We start from the raw sequence: 16,570 nt of genomic DNA, 5'->3' as shown, positions 1-16,570 counted from the left end.
ATTTTTTACACTAACTTTGGCAGATTATGAAGAAAAGTTTACTCACATTAACCCTTGGCGGACTGGGGATCGGGATCACAGAATTTGTGATGATGGGCTTATTGCCCGATATCGCCAAAGACCTGAACATTAGCATTCCTCAGGCAGGGCACCTGATTTCTTCTTATGCGCTTGGTGTTGTGGTAGGCGCTCCGGTGCTGGTTGCCATTGCCGGAAGTTATCCTCCGAAAAAGATCCTTTTGGCTTTAATGGTGATGTTCACTGCATTTAATGCCCTTTCTGCTTTCTCTCCTGATTATATCACGATGCTTGCCGCCCGTTTTCTGGCCGGTCTTCCACATGGCGCCTTCTTTGGGGTAGGTTCTGTTGTGGCCAGCCGCATCGCCGGAAAAGGAAAAGAAGCACAAGCTGTATCACTCATGTTTGCGGGTTTAACGATCGCGAATGTGATCGGTGTTCCCCTGGGAACTTATATCGGACATCATTATTCCTGGAGATATACCTTTGTGATCATCGTCATCGTAGGACTGATTACTTTGTTGAGCCTTAAGCTCTGGATGCCGAATCTTTCTGCAACAAAAGACAGGGATTTAAAAAAAGAACTTGCTTTTTTCAAGCTTCCTGAAGCCTGGCTGATCATTCTGATGATCGCTATCGGAACAGGAGGGCTGTTCTCCTGGTACAGTTATATCGCACCATTGTTAACCGATGTTTCCGGATTTTCTCCGGATTCCATTACCTATATTCTTGTTCTTGCAGGTTTGGGAATGTTGGTTGGTAATTTCATCGGCGGAAAACTGGCAGACCGCTTTTCTCCGGCAAAAGCTTCTGTGTCTCTATTGATTGCCATGGCCATCGCTTTATTTATCGTTCACTATATTTCCGGCAATCAGGTACTTTCTCTTGTGATGACCTTTGTTACTGGTGCGGTTGCTTTTGCACTTGCTGCACCGATTCAAATGCTGATGATCAATACGGCCAAAGGCTCTGAAATGATTGCCGCTTCGGTAAGTCAGGCGAGCTTTAATATCGGAAATGCACTGGGTGCGTTTTTGGGTGGATTACCATTGGCTGCTGGGTATGATTATACCTCGCCGGTATGGGTAGGAACGGTAATGGCCTTAACAGGTGCACTTTTTGCCTGGATGCTGATCAGCAGAAATAAAAAGATGATTTTAGCTAAATAATTCTCTAATTTTATCAGATGGCTAAAAACTATCTGGAAAGTGTGAAACATCAGCTGGAGTATTATAAGGCATTGGGGGAGAAAACCTTTGCCCAGCTTTCTGATGAACAGCTGTTTTGGCAATACGATCCTCAAAGCAACAGCATCGCAACCATTGTGAAGCACCTTTCCGGAAATATGATCTCCAGGTGGACGGATTTCTTTACCACAGATGGGGAAAAGGAAAACAGAAACCGGGAATCAGAATTTGACAACGACTTGCAATCAAGAGCAGAACTATTGCGCTGCTGGGATGCGGGCTGGAAGTGTTTTCTGGAGGTGATCTATGATTTAAAAGACACAGATCTTAGCAGAGAAATTTTGATCCGCCATGAGGCCCTCTCCGTAACTGAAGCAGTTAACAGGCAGCTGGCCCATTATCCTTACCATATCGGACAAATTGTATTTATAGGTAAAATGATGTGCTCGGAAAACTGGACTTCCTTGTCGATTCCAAGAGGAGGTTCGAATGCATTTAATCAGGCAAAAGAGAATCAAAGCAAAACAAGCTGAGGATATGGCCCCGGCGGAACAGTTCCTGTCCGAATTTGTACAGCAATACTGTCCGGATGTGAACACTTATATTTGAAAAGTGCTTTTACGTGGAGTTAATGAAGATTTTTGGCTATGGCATGTGATTGGCATTGAAGGATAAAAAACGATCATTATGTTTCAACATCACCTGTTACTGATTTACCGGAACTTCAAAAGATATAAGAGCTCTTTCTTAATCAATTTGTTTGGGCTTTCTGCCGGGCTTTGCTGCGCTTTAATGATCTACCTCTGGGTAGCAGATGAACTGAAGATGGATAAGTTCCATACGAATAACAGCAGGCTTTTTCAGGTGATGGAAAATGAAAAGACCAGTATCGGAATCAGCACTGGTGACGGTACTGCGGGCTTGCTTGCCGAGTCATTTGCTAAAGAAATGCCGGAAGTAGCGCTGGCGGTGACCACTTCACCAACCTATTGGCTGGAAGAGAGTAAAGTATATACGGGAAATGGAAGGGCCATAAAAGCTGCGGGAAAATTCGCGGGAAAAGACTTTTTTAAAGTATTTTCTTATCCACTGATCTCTGGAAATATAGATCAGATCCTGACAGGCGTCAACAATATTGTGATTTCAGAAGAACTGGCAAAGAAATTATTCCATACAACCGATGTGGTTGGAAGGGAAATGGCCTGGATAAATTCAGAACTAAAAGGCGAAAATCAGGTGTTGATCTCCGGTGTTTTTAAAAACCTTCCAGGTAATTCTTCAGAACATTTTGATTTTCTTGTAACCACGGAAATTTTGTTTAAAGCCTCTTACTATCTGAAATGGGGAAACCGTGGACCGAATACCTTTGTTGTTTTAAAGGATGGGGCAGATCCTGATCAGTTTGCTAAAAAGATCAAAGGTTATATGGGAGGTAAAGGCCACCCTTACCGGGAATTGTTTATCCGGCCATATGCTGATGGATACCTGTATGGTAAATATGAAAATGGCATAATGACCGGAGGAAGAATCGATTATGTGCGGCTGTTTTCACTGATCGCTGTCTTCATTCTCGTAATTGCCTGTATCAATTTTATGAATTTATCTACCGCCAAAGCCTCCAGAAGGATGAAAGAAGTGGGGATTAAGAAAGTAATGGGTGCAAGCCGGAAATCATTGATCATGCAGTATCTGTCGGAATCTGTGATGCTGACATTTTTGGCTTTATTTCTGGCATTACTGGGTGTAGAATTGTTTTTGCCTCAGTTTAATTCAATTACGGATAAACACCTGTCTTTAAATTTCAACCTGAGTATGGTATTGACCTTTCTCGGGATCGCGTTATTTACGGGCTTGTTGTCTGGTAGTTATCCTGCACTGTATCTTTCGGGTTTTAATCCGGCTGCAGCATTAAAAGGGAAATTAGGATCTACCCTGAGCGAGTTGTGGACCAGGAGAGGCCTGGTCGTATTCCAGTTTACCCTTTCAGTCATCTTGATTGTATCCGTTTTTGTGATCTATAAACAAATAGAATTTGTACAGACCAAAAGCCCGGGTTTTAAAAAAGACAATGTATTGTATTTTGAAACTGAAGGGCGGTTGAAAGGAAATGTAAATGCTTTTTTGTCGGAGGTGAAAAAGGTTCCGGGGGTGCTGAATGCCGCAGGAATGGACCGGAATCTGCTGGGTGACCTGAGTTCAACTACCGGTGATTTCAACTGGGAGGGACGCAATCCTAAAGAACTGGTTAAATTTCAAAAGGGAAGTATCGGAACCGGCCTGATCGAAACGCTGGGGATGACCATGGTTGCCGGTCGCAGTTTTTCCGATCAATACGGATCGGATAGCACCAAAATTCTGATCAACGAAGCTGGAATCAAGGTAACCGGAATGAAAGATCCGGTAGGGAAGATCTTTGGTTTATGGGGCAAAGATTACCAGATTGTTGGGGTGCTGAAAGACTTTAATTTTGAATCTCTTCATACAGAGGTGAAGCCGATGTTCTTTAGATTTGAACCCAATAATTTAACCAGAGTGATGATTAAGATCAAAGCAGGAATGGAAAAACAGACGGTAGCAGATCTTCAGAAATTCTATAAAAGTTTTAACCCGGGTTTCGTTTTGGATTATAAATTCCTGGATCAGGATTTTCAGGCGCAATATGTTTCAGAGAATCGGGTGGCGATATTATCCCGTTATTTCTCTGCATTGGCAGTGATCATCTCTTGTCTTGGTTTATTCGGACTGGCTACCTTTACCGCAGAGAGAAGGCTTAAAGAGATCGGTATCAGAAAGGTATTGGGGGCCTCTGAACTGAGTCTGGTTGTCATTTTATCAAAGGATTTCACGAAACCGGTCGTCGGGGCGATCCTGATCGCGCTTCCGCTAAGTTATATCATGACGAAGTATTGGCTCAATACATTTGCCTACAGAATAGAATTGCAGGTCTGGTATTTTGTTGCTGCCGGTCTTCTGGCATTACTGATCTCCTGGCTTACGGTCGCGATACAATCGATAAAAGCTGCAGCTGCAGATCCGATTAAATGTCTTAAAGCAGAATAAAGATGAACTTATTTAACAGGCAATTCGCTGGCTGCTAATGAGCTTACTGCATTCGACTCTCGCTACAGGTCAAAGTCAAAAACATATGCAGGCATTATTTGGCAATCCGCGGAAAAGAAAGACCAAAAGATTATTGATATAGAAATGAAACAACCTTAAACCAATAAAAGAAAAATATATACCGATGAAAATAACCTCCATTCATTTTTTTAGCGCAGCAGTCCTGTTGTTCAGCAGTCTTGTTTTTAGTTCCGGCCTGAAAGCTCAGGGGAAAGCCTATGTGGTGAAAGATGAGAAGCTGTATCGTGCTATTGTACATATGGACAGTGTTTGCTTTGATGCTTTTAATACCCAGGATTTGAAAACACTGAGCAATGTTTTTGCAGAGAACGTAGAGTTTTATAACGATGGTGGAAAGGTGACCAATTACCAGCAGACGATGGAGAGCTTTAAAAAGATGTTTGCCAGTAATAGCGCTTCTCCGCTGAAGAGAAAGCTGATTGGCAGCATTGAAGTGTATCCGCTTAAAGATTTTGGGGCGATAGAAGTAGGGGTACATCAGTTTACCCATACAGAGAATGGAAAAGAAGAAATCGGCATTTTTAAGTTTGTTCAGGTTTGGGAACTTAAAGACGGCGTTTGGAAAATGACAAGGGTGATCAGTTATGATCATTAGTTTTTAGCTTTAGGCCGCTAATCGTTCTGTTCTTTTAGCCACTAATTGTTATATTTGAAACACGTAATTTCCTGTAATCACGTGTTTCAAATATGCCAGAATTGCTGTTAATATGTGTATTGCTGATTCCACAGACCGTGGCTGGAATTCTTGCGAAAAGCATGGGTAGAAGCTTTTTTTTCTGGTTTTTCATTTCCTTTCTGATTCCGATCATTTCCCTGATTATATTGCTTTTTCTGGAAGATAAAGGGGAGTCAGGGGGCTATGAGCTCGCTGAACATGTCAGCAAAAAGAATGATCCTGCTTAAGTCCTGAGCTGATTTAAAATTCCGGATCTTCTGTAGAAAATACCGGTTTCCTGGTATTGTATTGCTTTTTTTTATTCGCTTTATTTGGGCTTAGAAAGAATTTCATGATCCATAAAATATTAAAGGTATCGGTTTGTTTCCTATTCATAACTGCCATATTCCTTCCTGCGCATGCTCAAAAAACCAAAGAATGGATTTTCCCCACTGTAGCTTTTAACGAAGCCGAAACCTCAAAATTAATGGAACCGGGTACTGCAACCATTCGTGGTGTTGGTGTCATTAAAAAGAAAGGAAAGGATCACTTCAACGGGAAAGGAGGACAGATCATCTTGTTTCCCGTTACGCCCTATTTTACAGAATTTCTGGAACTTAAGAAAAAGTACCGGGGTTCAAAAAAAGAAGCGACGATGAGCAATGATGCTTTTACTTATCGGGTCCAGGGAAGGTATATCGACGATCAGGGACATTTTGAATTTGCCCATATCAAACCGGGTAAATATTATATCATGACCTGGATCGGCTACCAGAAAACCAAGACAAAGGCTGTGCAAACGGGAACGGTGACTTCCTACAATGTCTATGGTTATGCCCTTGGCTCCTCACCAATTTATGAAGATTATTTATACAATGTAGATGTTGAAAATGAATTGGGTGTTTTTGTGGAGGTTAAAGATGCAGGAGCAGTGACGAACGTAGTGCTGAGCAATTAAAAAAGAAAAAAAATGAAAACAACATATCTTATCCTGGTTCTGGCTGCGGTACTTTCAGTTCAATATTCGCTAGCCCAAACGGTCAAAATTCCGGATCCGAACTTTAAAAAGCAATTGATTTACCTTGGTCTGGATTTAAACGGGGATGGGGAAATCCAGGTTTCGGAAGCACAAAAGGCGACAGAGTTGAAGCTTGATCAGGCTGAAATCGGGTCTCTGACCGGTATTAAGAGCTTTACAAATTTACAGATACTGAGCTTTTGGAACAACAAAGTGAGGGTTTTGGACCTGGAGGGAATGAAAAACTTACAGCAGGTTTTTGGTTACAGCAATCTTATTGAAAGCGTCAATGTTAAAGGATTAACTAATTTGACCCTATTGTACCTCCACCAAAATAAGATCAAAGCATTGGATGTGACCGGACTGGTAAAGCTTGAAGAGATAAAGATGCACGACAATGCACTCTGGAAGCTGGCGATCAGCAATATGCCTAATCTGAAAGCCCTGGAGTTTCAAAGAAATATGATGTCAGATTTTAAATTAACGGGATGTCCTGAACTTCGGATGTTGAGAATGGATGAAAACTTATTGTCCGCATTGGATTTAACGGCATTTAAGCAAATAGAAGAAATCTCTTTGAGGGAGAATCCGCTTGTTTCGCTGAATGTGACGGGGCTTAGAAAGCTGAAATCATTGGAATGCAGCTATACTCAGCTGAGCAGCATTAATATGAGTGGAACTGTAAGTCTTAAAGATTTTCAATGGTAATCCCGCTGATCGAAATTCATGAGAATTCTTAACCCAGGCAGGGAGGCCCGGGTTAAGAATCCCGGATCTATGCTTTTAGTGCATTTAGTAAAGTAGCCAATTCTGTTACTTCCTGGCTGTTTAGTGGTTTTAATGGCCCCCTCAGTTCTCCGCCATCTTCACCAAGAATTTCCAACCCTGATTTAATGGCTCTTGGAAGACCTTTTGCCAAAATATACTTTAACAAATTAAGTTGTTTGTAAAAGACATTTTGAGCGGCATGTAAGTCGTTCTTTTGAATGGCCTCGTATAAATCGATATTCAATTCAGGAATCAGGTTCGCCGCTGCGGTGCACCATCCCAATGCTCCTGCTGCAAAAGCACCCAGGGCTAGGGGATTGGAACCGTTAAAGAAAGCAACGTCTTCTCCCAAATCCCTGCGGAGGGTATGCATGCGCTGCAGATCTCCCGAACTTTCTTTGATCATCGTCACATTGGGGATTTCCAATAGCTTTTTCAGTAAGGCCGGAGACATGTCCACGCCACCTGTAGCCGGGTTGTTATAGGCCATGATCGGGATCGAGATCGCTTTTGCTACGGCTTCATAATGACTGAAAATCTCGTTGTCCGTTAGTTTCCAGTAACTCATTGGAATGATCATTACTGCGTTGCTTCCTGCTTTCTCTGCAAATTTAGCATGGTAAATGGTCCTTTCGGTCGTTAGATTGGATATCCCTGTAATTACGGGAAGTCTTCCGGCTACCTGCTGAATGGTGGCTTCTGTAATGGCTTCCTTTTCTTCGTCATTGAGGTAAGGCATCACTCCTGTGCTGCCAAGAGGTGCGATACCATGGGAACCAGACGTAACCAGGCGCTCTACGAGTGCTTTGAATAATGGAAGATCTACCTGCTGCTGTGTATTGAAAGGGGTAATTGGATAGGCGATGATGCCCTTAAATGTATGGTTATTCATGTGTATTGGAGTTTGAATTAAAAATGAAAGAGAGAGAACGTTTTTAAAAGAGAGCGTTAACGTGCTTACAGGTCTCTGCCTTCTTCTTCTCTTAAGGCTACGCCCAGGTGTTGTAATTGTGGTGCATTTTCACAGGCGATGTATTTTGCCGGTTCAGTATCACTCAGGTTTTGATGACGGTGCCATGCCCATACCGGAATATAAACCGCATCTCCTGCCTGCCATTCTACTTTTTCACCTTCGATCTCGGTATAGCCTTTACCTTCAATGACGAACAATACGGTTTCATAGGTATGGCGGTGTTTATTGGTCAGTTGTCCCGGTAAAAGTCCGCCGATGGTCATGCTTACATTTCTGGTAGGAAGGTCTACAAAAAACACCGGATGTTTTCTTTCAGTAGAGAACTGATTATGGACACCTGCCTGTTCTACATTCCTGTGTATGAACTTCTCAGGTCTTACATAGTTTGGGCGGGCAAAGGTTTGATGGAAATCTTTTGAAGATAGTTGTGCTGTTTTTTCTGCTGTTGTTTTCATGATATTGAATTTTAAATATGGAGAAATTATTAAATGTCAATTCCTTTTGACAGGACAAATTTTGTGTATTTTTGGCTGACTAAAATCATCCAGTTTTTACTAAAACTAATGGGCCAGATGCTGAGACCTTGGAAAACCATATTGAACATCGAATTAGGAAGTCATAAATCTGTGTTCCAGCAGATTGCCGACGGGATCATCGGAGAGATCAAAAAAGGACGGCTAAAACCGGGAATGTCCTTGCCGGGAAGCCGGATCCTGGCTGCCGACATTGGTGTAAACCGTAAAACGGTGGTTCTTGCTTATGAGGAACTGATGGCAGAGGGCTGGTTGGAAACCGCTTATAAGAAAGGAACCTTTGTTTCTGAAAAGCTGCCGAAACAAAAAGAACGGCGCCGACAAAGAAATGAGGAAAGCATCTCTTCGGTAAAGAATTTTTCCTTTACTGCATTTGGCTCCGGAATGCCATCGACTGTAAATGCCGAAGTTCCTTTGATTGTTTTTAATGATGGATTACCGGATGTAAAATTGGCCCCCCTGGATGAACTGGCCCGTGCATATAAGCGGATTTTTCAGCAAAAGGCAAGGTGGAGAATGCTGGGTTATGCCAATGAAAGGGGGGAAGAGCGACTGCGTACCGCTATTGCCACCATGCTGACTATGGACCGTGGCTTAAGTTTTGGAATTCATCAGATCTGTATTACCCGGGGGAGCCAGATGGCACTGTACCTTACGGCTCAGATTCTGATCAAACCTGGGGATATCGTAGCGATGGAAACACCGGGATACAGGCCCGCTTTTGAAGCATTCAAACATGCAGGAGCAACGATTGCACCTGTGGAGATTGATGAACAGGGGATCCGAATTGCGAAGCTGGAGCAACTTTGTAAGAAAGGTCCGCTAAAGGCGGTTTATGTTACCCCACATCATCAGTTTCCCACTACAGTTAGCATGAAAGCCGACCGGAGGCTGCAACTGCTGGCGCTGTCCAATCAATATGGATTTGCAGTTATAGAAGATGATTATGACCATGATTACCATTTTGGACTGAGGAGTTTGTTGCCCCTGGCCAGTTATGATCGTGCAGAGAATGTGATCTATATCAGTTCCCTGAGTAAACTCATCGCTCCGGCGGTAAGGGTAGGCTATGTCGCTGGTCCGGCCTCTTTTATTGATTCCCTGGCAGCTTTGAGAATGACCATAGACCGGCAGGGCGATCCGGTGATGGAAAATGCAGTGGCGGAATTGATGGAAGAAGGGATTGTCAACAAACATGCGAAACGGGCATTGGGGATTTATCGAGAAAGAAGGTCCCTGATGAGTAAATACCTGGACCGTTATTTAAAAGAAAAAGCGGATTACCAGCTTCCTGAGGGAGGCCTGGCCTTTTGGCTGCGCTTTAAAAAGCCGGTTGACACTGTTGCCTTTTCAGAACTTTTATTGAAACATGGTGTCCAGGTGATCTCTACGGAAAGGTTTTCTTTCAATGGAGAAGCTTTAAATGCCTTGCGTCTGGGCTATGCAGCACTGGACGAAGCGGAACTGGAACGGGGAATCCAGATCATCGCTTCCTTAATCCCTTAATGTTTTTTTCTCTGAATATTTGATTAATTGAGCGTTATAATTTAACAGAACACAAATGAAACAACATATACCTGTCCATAAAATGGCCGAACGCAATGGTATAGGCCTGGAAATGATTTACTTCCGAAGCATAGATAAGAACCGTGCAACCCTGTTGGGGGCACATCGGGATGATCATTATATTTTCATTTTTCAGGAAGAGGGGACGACGCAGGTCATGCTCGATTTTAAGACGATCGATGTGGAGGGCTGTGCCTTACTGTATATTATCCCCGGACAGGTACACCATATTCTGAATACAAAAAACTCCTCAGGTTGGTTTCTTGCAGTGGAAACGCTGCTGGTTGCGGAAGAATACCGTCAGATTCTGGAGCATGTGATTCTGGAGCAGGAACCGCTGCTGTTGGACGAGACCGGCAACAATAAGTTTAAGCAATGTATCCATCTGGTGCATGAAAGGTTCCTGGATATGCATCAGCCGCTGAGTAAACAGATCGTTCATTCCCTGCTTTCTTCCTATATCGGGATGCTGACCGAAGCTTACCTTCTGACTAAGCCTAAAAGTGAAGCCTTAAATACCAGGCCGGTGCAGCTGACCCGGCAGTTCAGAACATTATTGCTTCAGGAGTTTAAAACGGTTAAGGGACCAGCTGAATATGCGGCCAGGCTTAATATTTCCCTCACTTACCTCAATGAAGTCGTAAAGTCCAATACCGGGTTTCCGGTGAGCTACTGGATTCATCATGAGATTATACTGGAAGCAAAACGTTTATTATACCATACTGATCTAAGTTTGAAGGAGATTGCATTCTCATTGGGTTTCGCCGATCACACCTATTTTTCGAGATTGTTTACCAAGGTTTCCGGAATCTCTGCGGGGAAGTTCAGGAAGAGTTACCGTTAATCGTCCAATAGTTACCCTTGATCCTGCATTGTGGTTGTTTTCTTTTTGCTGTTGTTTTGTAATGGATTATAAAATGATAGAGGTATGAATATGCTAAAGAAGAAAGCACTGCAATTAATCGAACGTCAATTGGGTAAAAAAGGGATTGTTCTGGAAGTCAGAAGCTGGAACCCTTCTACCTTTTACGAGGTAGACCTGCACCTCCCGGGGGTAGATATGGACAAATGGACTTCCGTACAACATATGAAAACAAAGGTTGCGGAATACGTGTACAGGGATTATACTCCTGCAAGCTGGGATGCGGAAACACAGACCTGCACCCTTTATATCGATGCTTCGCATGATGGAGATGGCAGCAAATGGGTTGCTCAATTGCGTAAAGGCGATCAGATCTGTTACCTTGGAATCGGAGGGACGAATGCCAAACCTGTAGATGGAAAGCAAATCCTGTGTCTCGGAGACAGTTCCTGTGTGGGGCATTTTCTGGCCCTGGAGCAATTGGTGGGGAAAGGAAATGTGGCCGGTGCACTGGTCATCAAAGAAGAAAACCACCGTGCAGAATTTGCCAGTTATTTTGATACTTTACTCGAAGCGATTCCTCAAAAGCTGAGCAGTAACATTGATAACCTGCACAACTGGCTTAAAGAACAGCAATGGGGAAGCAATGCGATATACATCGCCGGAAATGTACCCATGGTGGTTGGCCTGAAACAAAAAATAAGGAACCTGCCGGATTTTGATGCTGCGGTAAAAGTACAGGGGTTCTGGTGGTAGGGACCTGCTTATTGTCCGCAGGTCATCAATGGGATCGATAAGCTGAATAAAGAAAGCACAAGGCAGAGCGGAACATAAGTCCTGGTGTCTTCTTTTGCGAAATTGGTTCCCTTGATGCTTTTCATCAACCCTATATATTTGAAATCTCCGATGGCACGAAGGCAGAAAATTCCGGAAATCACATAAGTGCCAATGTGAATATACCTTCTGTCGACCAGCGAATCAGCAATGCCAATGTTTGCGAGGGTGATGAACGCAAATAAGGCAAGTCCCAATGCTACGATCAGGGTTCCAAACTTACCCGGCTTCATGGCCTGCTCACCGCTAACTCTTACCGGTAAAGCATTTTTTAAAGCCCAGGTTCCTCCAAAAACCCAATAAATGTGCAACAAAGAAAGGAAGATAAAGATTAAGGTATTGATGGCGACTAGTGCAAATATCATTGTTGTTAGTTCGTATTGTTGTATTGTCTGATAAACTGATAGGCAAGTTTGATCTGTGTCTTTACGGTATTTACAGAGATGCCTAATAAAGCCGCAATATCGGAATACTTTAGCTTATCGTCATTATTAAGCAGGAAAATTTTCTTTCTCCTGGTCGGCATTAGCTCTGCTATGGCGTAAATCTTTTTTACACGCTCATCTATGTCATGGTTATAAGCCTGATCATCAGTGCGTTCTTCCGGCAGTTCGTCGGTTACAATGGTCAGGTAGTTTTTCTTATCCCGGTAATAACTAATGGCTGCATTCTTTACAGAACGACAGGCGTAATGGTAAAATTCTCCCTCCAGATGGATTGCCGATTTCTTCTTCCAGATTTCAAAGAAAAAATCCTGTACAATATCTTCTGCCAGATTCGCATCTGAAACAACATGATAAGCTACCTTACATAAAGAACTGTAATGTTGATCAAACAGCTGCCTGATGTCTTTAAGTTCTATAGTATTCCCCTTCATATAGTAAGCTTATTTAGACTGATTAAAAATAAAATGCAATATTACGGTATCTGGGCTGACTATACAAGTTTTTATTGTTTTAGATCATTTGAGGGCAGTTCTGGTCTTTTAAATTCCAGAGGAGCAGTTGTAATTGCTGTTAAAAAAGAAATGATGGCTGCCCTTTCTTCCAGGTTGATGTCCAGCTTTTTAAGGTGGGGAGAAGATTTCGGGTAGTTTGGATCCTGGATCTGTGCGACTCGTGGTTTTGGCTGCGGCATTCCGGCAGTATACATATTGATCAATGCTTCCATCTCATTGAAACGGCCATCATGAAACCATGGGCTTGTGCGCATCACATCCCGAAGAGAAGGCGTCTTGAACTTGCCGATATCTGCCGGATTCCCGCTGATGTTGTAAAGGCCGAGGTCCTGGTTTGGCTTTCCATAGTTGCTGAAACCAAGGTTGTGAAATTCTCCATCGTTAAACATCGCCCCGTTATGACAGTTGATACACCTGGCCTTGGTCCGGAAGAGGTGAAGTCCCCAGATCTGCTGATCCGATAGGGCCCTTTTACGGCCCTTCATAAAATTATCGAATCGTGTAGGTCTGCTGCTGATCCCGGCCACAAAGGCAGCAATACTTTCCAGGATCTGTTCTTCTCCGTATTTGCTGCCTTTTCCAAAAGCTTGTTCAAAATAAACCTTATAGCCCTTGATCTTCCTGATCTTTGCAGGGAGCTGATCCAGGTCTACATGCATTTCTACCGGATTTGCCATCGCTTCTCTGGCCTGAGCAGAAAGCGTGTTGCGGCGGCCATCCCATAAAAATAAACGGTTTTCAGCAAGATTCTGAATGGATGGGGTGTTCCTGATCCCAGACTGATGGTCGTGCCCTATGGCCAGTTTTCTGCCATCGGTCCAGCTCATCTCCGGATCATGACAGCTGGAGCAGGAAATCTGATTGGAGGAACTGAGGCGGGGATCAAAGAATAAAAGTTTGCCCAATTGTGCTTTTTTTATGCTGCTGCTGTCTCTGCCACTGTTTCCTGGATAAGTCATCGCGGCAAGCTCTTTCCAGACAATTCCTGAATCTACTTCTGGCTTTGGCCATTCCTTCGGGTCTTTCTCATACTGGGCCCTCAGCGACTTCAGAAATTCTTCCGGGACCCCTGCCTTAAATGAAATGCTGATGAGCAGGATGTAGGACAAAAAAAGAAGGCTTATAACTTTGTATTTCATGATCGGTAATGTGTTTAGAAAAAGAGGGAGGCGCTGAGGTTTGCACGGTAAGCTGTTCTTCCCGGAAGGTAGCTGTCAATGGAAGGCAGAGGACGGGAAGCGTTGGCAAGAACCCCTTTACCTTCAATCCCAAATTGCCAGTTAAATGATTTTAAACGAATCATATAATGTGCGGATGCGCTGAGTTCCAGGTAATGTTGCAGGTCCATTGCGGCATCAGCAGCAATTACTTGTTTGATAAAGCTGTTGGTCTTTGAGGGGTTAAAGTCAAACCGGGTCTGGTAGGGAAGATAGTAACTCGCAGAAAAGAGGGTCCTGAAGTTTTGCTGCGCTTTGTGGAGCCATTCCCTGCCGACAAGAATCCCAGCACCGGCAAGGGAGCGGTCTCTTCCGATTTCGTAATTTCCATCTACCTGATTGGCATTTCGGGCAGATAAGAGAATGCCCAGTTCGAGTTTTTTCTGTTGAAGGAGCAGGGTATTGATCAGGCTGAACTGCAGTTTTTGCGCATGGTATAAATAGTTGTTGCCACCCAGGCGGACATTGTATTCCTTTCCTTCTTCCTGTTCCCAATACAGGCCTGCAGCCCATTGACCGTTGATGTACCTGAGCATGGCTTCCCATTTTTTTAAATCGAATATTCCATAGTTCTCTTTATTGGCATATTTTCCGGAAGAGTTGCCCCGCTCAAATTTTTCCCCGCGCAGGAGATAAGAAAGACTGCCTTTAAATTCTCCGTCAAAGGCTTTTGCAGTACCCTGAAGTCCTGCACCTTTCCATTTTCTATTGATCATAAAAACCCGGTCAGAGAAGTCCAGGGCATCTCTGATCACCCCGTAGCCATTTACAAGGTAATTGACATACTCCGGATAGGAGTCTGATTCATAGTATTCTTTGTTTCTGTAATCAACCTGATACTCGTTTTGACCGTAGCCATAAGTTCCATTGATGCCAATGGCAAAACCTGGTTTTCTGTAGATCAGTTCGGGTTTCAGGATGAGTCGGAAATGTTTAAGCACTGCTCTTGGGTCGTTGGTGCTGTAATGGTCGCCCATTCCATAATCCAGGGCAAGGGCAATGGCGGTGTTTTTTAGCAGGGGATAGGCAGCAAGTGCATTGAGCTGGTAATCTGTGCGACTGTAATGAACAGCTTTTTCCGATCCATAATAAAAAGGGGCCGGGTCGGTATTGTCTGTCCGGTGACTGAAACGGATGCTTTCATTCTGTTCAGACTGGTATTTGAAACTGCCCCAGAGTTTCAGGTTTTTTATGGTCCTGATGCCTTCCGACTGAAAGCTGATCCGGTTGTTGCTCTTCCCTTGTTGTGCCAGTTTGAAGCCTCCTCCAAAACTTTCGTAACTGATGGTAGATAAAGAAGTCCGTTTTATCGGGCTTTGCAAAAGAAACAGACCGGAACTAATGGTCAGCTGATAATCCTGCTTCTGACTGACAGTTCGGTTAATGTTCCATACGTTCAGGGAATCCTGGGCGATGACAGAAAAACAGCTGCCGGTCAGGAGCAAAGCTGCACTGTATATTTTTATTGCTTTAAAACGCATAATTATTGTTTAAAACCTCCGGGGATTGCTGGCATGATCCATTCGAAATCCACACTTGAGTTATTGGTATCCATTAAAATTTTTCTTCCGTTTTCTATTCTTTCCACCCTGCGGATCAGCGCCTGGGAGCTGTAGGAACCTCCGGGAACAAAGCCAAAACCGGCATCCAGTTCCATACTTAATTTTTTAGGAATTCTTCTTCCGGCAGTGCTGGGCTGAGTTTCTACCGCATCAATGATGTATTTTTTTGGAACTCTGGTATACAGGGTTTTTCCTTCGATACTGGTTTCTTTGACTTCGGCATATTTAGGCCATTTGCGGATGTCTTCGGATGTTTTGAATAGAGCATAACCGACTCTGCCGATGTTGTCCATCATCATGTTCTTTCCGAATACCTGGATCACCTCCAGGCTTGTTTTTCCAGGTGTAGGAATGTCGATCTCTGAACCTTTTTCGCCGGGGGCAAGAGCAGGGGTACTGATAACTTCAAAATCTGCTTTACTAAGGTCTACGGTCAGGTCTGGTCTTTTTACTTCATATACTTTCCCGTTTTTATTGGTAAAGGGTTGCTGATGATTGATGGCACTTCGTGCCACCACAAGGCTTTGTCCGGGTTGTACCGGATATTGTTTGCCTGTTCCGGGGAAACGATAAATCGCCTGAGCATAGAGGTAATCCTCATTGGCATTGGCAGGTGAGGGCTCCGTTCCGGCCGCCTTTGTCCAGTCGAACTGCCCGTTCGGTTGTAATAAATCGGTCCGGTTATAGGTGGTGGATAAGCGGCCATACACGAACATCATGCAGAGTGAATCGGCATATAGTACCTCTCCTGTATTGTTGTACACTTCGAAGAAATTATCCCTCAGGGAAGCACCATCATAGAGGTCTGAGCCTGCATAATACAATTGCTTGATGACCCATTTTCCCTGAACACCACGCTTGAGGGTCATTGGAATCTGGTAATTTCCTTCATTGGTTTTGATGGTGTAATTGGTTTTTCCGGAATTGAAAACCATATCACTCTCTACACTGATCCCCGTCAGGCGCTGATATTCCTGTGGACTGAAGCGTTTGCTGACCATGAAGTCGTAACTTCCGGAGCTGATTTTCTCAAACACAGCCTCGCCTTTGGCATTGGTTTTAACCAGGGTCTCTACGCCGGTTCCCAGGCTTTTGAGTTTTACTTCCAGGTCGTTCATGGGAATGTTGAAAGCGGAAATTTCAGGATCAAAATCCAGTTTAACGGTCACATTAACCGGCCTGAGGCCTGTGATGAGCTCTTTTCTGCAGGCACAGAGGCTGCTGAGGAATAAGGCAGCCAGTAAAAAAGTATATTTTTTATTCATGAGTTTTAAAGGA

The 16,570-nt window shown here is 43.7% G+C and carries 17 protein-coding genes; 10 read left to right on the top strand and 7 right to left on the bottom strand.

Annotated features, from left to right (window positions below; genetic code table 11):
- The first annotated feature begins 26 nt into the window (after positions 1–26).
- From DBR43_RS01345 to DBR43_RS01315, 7 genes are all read left to right on the top strand, one after another.
- Entirely contained in the window at positions 27–1,187 is a 1,161-nt protein-coding gene (locus DBR43_RS01345; RefSeq protein WP_124577185.1) for an MFS transporter, read from the top strand.
- Between the two features lie 17 nt (positions 1,188–1,204).
- Positions 1,205–1,738, top strand: a complete 534-nt coding sequence (locus tag DBR43_RS01340) for a DUF1572 family protein (RefSeq protein ID WP_124577183.1) — start codon at positions 1,205–1,207, stop codon at positions 1,736–1,738.
- A 154-nt stretch (positions 1,739–1,892) separates the two neighbouring features.
- Positions 1,893–4,265: an ABC transporter permease gene (locus DBR43_RS01335; protein WP_124577181.1), complete on the top strand. Its 2,373-nt coding sequence runs from the start codon at positions 1,893–1,895 to the stop codon at positions 4,263–4,265.
- A 184-nt stretch (positions 4,266–4,449) separates the two neighbouring features.
- Positions 4,450–4,941, top strand: coding sequence for a nuclear transport factor 2 family protein (locus DBR43_RS01330; protein WP_124577179.1), 492 nt, complete (start codon positions 4,450–4,452; stop codon positions 4,939–4,941).
- Positions 4,942–5,033: 92 nt separating this feature from the next.
- On the top strand, positions 5,034–5,249 hold the full coding sequence (locus DBR43_RS01325) for a hypothetical protein (RefSeq protein ID WP_124577177.1): 216 nt from the start codon (positions 5,034–5,036) through the stop codon (positions 5,247–5,249).
- 104 nt (positions 5,250–5,353) lie between these two features.
- Positions 5,354–5,959: a hypothetical protein gene (locus tag DBR43_RS01320; protein WP_124577175.1), complete on the top strand. Its 606-nt coding sequence runs from the start codon at positions 5,354–5,356 to the stop codon at positions 5,957–5,959.
- A 12-nt stretch (positions 5,960–5,971) separates the two neighbouring features.
- Complete coding sequence (locus DBR43_RS01315) at positions 5,972–6,727, top strand: leucine-rich repeat domain-containing protein (RefSeq protein ID WP_124577173.1); 756 nt, start codon at positions 5,972–5,974, stop codon at positions 6,725–6,727.
- Positions 6,728–6,794: 67 nt separating this feature from the next.
- Here DBR43_RS01315 and DBR43_RS01310 read toward each other — a convergent pair whose 3' ends face one another.
- On the bottom strand, positions 6,795–7,679 hold the full coding sequence (locus tag DBR43_RS01310; protein ID WP_124577171.1) for a dihydrodipicolinate synthase family protein: 885 nt from the start codon (positions 7,677–7,679) through the stop codon (positions 6,795–6,797).
- 65 nt (positions 7,680–7,744) lie between these two features.
- On the bottom strand, positions 7,745–8,215 hold the full coding sequence (locus DBR43_RS01305; RefSeq protein ID WP_124577169.1) for a cupin domain-containing protein: 471 nt from the start codon (positions 8,213–8,215) through the stop codon (positions 7,745–7,747).
- A 117-nt stretch (positions 8,216–8,332) separates the two neighbouring features.
- Here DBR43_RS01305 and DBR43_RS01300 point away from each other — a divergent pair, with 117 nt between their 5' ends.
- The 3 genes from DBR43_RS01300 to DBR43_RS01290 all read left to right on the top strand — a co-directional run bounded on the left by DBR43_RS01300 (position 8,333) and on the right by DBR43_RS01290 (position 11,477).
- Positions 8,333–9,799 (top strand): PLP-dependent aminotransferase family protein, encoded by a 1,467-nt coding sequence (locus DBR43_RS01300; RefSeq protein WP_158622395.1) that lies wholly within the window; start codon positions 8,333–8,335, stop codon positions 9,797–9,799.
- A gap of 55 nt (positions 9,800–9,854) precedes the next feature.
- Positions 9,855–10,703 (top strand): AraC family transcriptional regulator, encoded by an 849-nt coding sequence (locus DBR43_RS01295; protein WP_124577166.1) that lies wholly within the window; start codon positions 9,855–9,857, stop codon positions 10,701–10,703.
- 84 nt (positions 10,704–10,787) lie between these two features.
- A complete protein-coding gene (locus DBR43_RS01290) occupies positions 10,788–11,477 on the top strand; it encodes a hypothetical protein (protein ID WP_124577164.1) in 690 nt (229 codons plus the stop codon).
- An 8-nt stretch (positions 11,478–11,485) separates the two neighbouring features.
- Here DBR43_RS01290 and DBR43_RS01285 read toward each other — a convergent pair whose 3' ends face one another.
- The 5 genes from DBR43_RS01285 to DBR43_RS01265 all read right to left on the bottom strand — a co-directional run bounded on the left by DBR43_RS01285 (position 11,486) and on the right by DBR43_RS01265 (position 16,557).
- The gene (locus DBR43_RS01285) at positions 11,486–11,920 is read right to left on the bottom strand and encodes a DUF3995 domain-containing protein (protein ID WP_124577162.1); all 435 of its coding nucleotides are present in this window, start codon (positions 11,918–11,920) and stop codon (positions 11,486–11,488) included.
- A 5-nt stretch (positions 11,921–11,925) separates the two neighbouring features.
- Positions 11,926–12,432: a sigma-70 family RNA polymerase sigma factor gene (locus tag DBR43_RS01280; RefSeq protein ID WP_124577160.1), complete on the bottom strand. Its 507-nt coding sequence runs from the start codon at positions 12,430–12,432 to the stop codon at positions 11,926–11,928.
- Between the two features lie 71 nt (positions 12,433–12,503).
- Positions 12,504–13,652, bottom strand: coding sequence for a cytochrome-c peroxidase (locus tag DBR43_RS01275; protein WP_124577158.1), 1,149 nt, complete (start codon positions 13,650–13,652; stop codon positions 12,504–12,506).
- Positions 13,653–13,666: 14 nt separating this feature from the next.
- The gene (locus DBR43_RS01270; RefSeq protein ID WP_124577156.1) at positions 13,667–15,211 is read right to left on the bottom strand and encodes a DUF6850 family outer membrane beta-barrel protein; all 1,545 of its coding nucleotides are present in this window, start codon (positions 15,209–15,211) and stop codon (positions 13,667–13,669) included.
- Positions 15,212–15,213: 2 nt separating this feature from the next.
- Entirely contained in the window at positions 15,214–16,557 is a 1,344-nt protein-coding gene (locus tag DBR43_RS01265; protein WP_124577154.1) for a DUF4876 domain-containing protein, read from the bottom strand.
- Between the last annotated feature and the right edge of the window lie 13 nt (positions 16,558–16,570).

It is taken from the genome of Pedobacter sp. KBW06, from assembly GCF_003852525.1.
In the GTDB taxonomy this organism is placed as follows: domain Bacteria; phylum Bacteroidota; class Bacteroidia; order Sphingobacteriales; family Sphingobacteriaceae; genus Pedobacter.
Note: the sequence above shows the minus strand (reverse complement) of the source record. Positions and strands in the feature narration are given on the sequence as shown.

Excerpts from the sequence above, each read along its gene's own strand:
- DBR43_RS01280 (WP_124577160.1), bottom strand. The coding sequence starts at position 12,432 with ATGAAGGGGAATACTATAGAACTTAAAGACATCAGGCAGCTGTTTGAT.
- DBR43_RS01270 (WP_124577156.1), bottom strand. The coding sequence starts at position 15,211 with ATGCGTTTTAAAGCAATAAAAATATACAGTGCAGCTTTGCTCCTGACC.
- DBR43_RS01265 (WP_124577154.1), bottom strand. The coding sequence starts at position 16,557 with ATGAATAAAAAATATACTTTTTTACTGGCTGCCTTATTCCTCAGCAGC.
- DBR43_RS01290 (WP_124577164.1), top strand. The coding sequence starts at position 10,788 with ATGAATATGCTAAAGAAGAAAGCACTGCAATTAATCGAACGTCAATTG.
- DBR43_RS01310 (WP_124577171.1), bottom strand. The coding sequence starts at position 7,679 with ATGAATAACCATACATTTAAGGGCATCATCGCCTATCCAATTACCCCT.
- DBR43_RS01335 (WP_124577181.1), top strand. The coding sequence starts at position 1,893 with ATGTTTCAACATCACCTGTTACTGATTTACCGGAACTTCAAAAGATAT.
- DBR43_RS01340 (WP_124577183.1), top strand. The coding sequence starts at position 1,205 with ATGGCTAAAAACTATCTGGAAAGTGTGAAACATCAGCTGGAGTATTAT.
- DBR43_RS01315 (WP_124577173.1), top strand. The coding sequence starts at position 5,972 with ATGAAAACAACATATCTTATCCTGGTTCTGGCTGCGGTACTTTCAGTT.
- DBR43_RS01300 (WP_158622395.1), top strand. The coding sequence starts at position 8,333 with ATGCTGAGACCTTGGAAAACCATATTGAACATCGAATTAGGAAGTCAT.
- DBR43_RS01345 (WP_124577185.1), top strand. The coding sequence starts at position 27 with ATGAAGAAAAGTTTACTCACATTAACCCTTGGCGGACTGGGGATCGGG.
- DBR43_RS01275 (WP_124577158.1), bottom strand. The coding sequence starts at position 13,652 with ATGAAATACAAAGTTATAAGCCTTCTTTTTTTGTCCTACATCCTGCTC.
- DBR43_RS01330 (WP_124577179.1), top strand. The coding sequence starts at position 4,450 with ATGAAAATAACCTCCATTCATTTTTTTAGCGCAGCAGTCCTGTTGTTC.
- DBR43_RS01295 (WP_124577166.1), top strand. The coding sequence starts at position 9,855 with ATGAAACAACATATACCTGTCCATAAAATGGCCGAACGCAATGGTATA.
- DBR43_RS01285 (WP_124577162.1), bottom strand. The coding sequence starts at position 11,920 with ATGATATTTGCACTAGTCGCCATCAATACCTTAATCTTTATCTTCCTT.
- DBR43_RS01320 (WP_124577175.1), top strand. The coding sequence starts at position 5,354 with ATGATCCATAAAATATTAAAGGTATCGGTTTGTTTCCTATTCATAACT.
- DBR43_RS01325 (WP_124577177.1), top strand. The coding sequence starts at position 5,034 with ATGCCAGAATTGCTGTTAATATGTGTATTGCTGATTCCACAGACCGTG.
- DBR43_RS01305 (WP_124577169.1), bottom strand. The coding sequence starts at position 8,215 with ATGAAAACAACAGCAGAAAAAACAGCACAACTATCTTCAAAAGATTTC.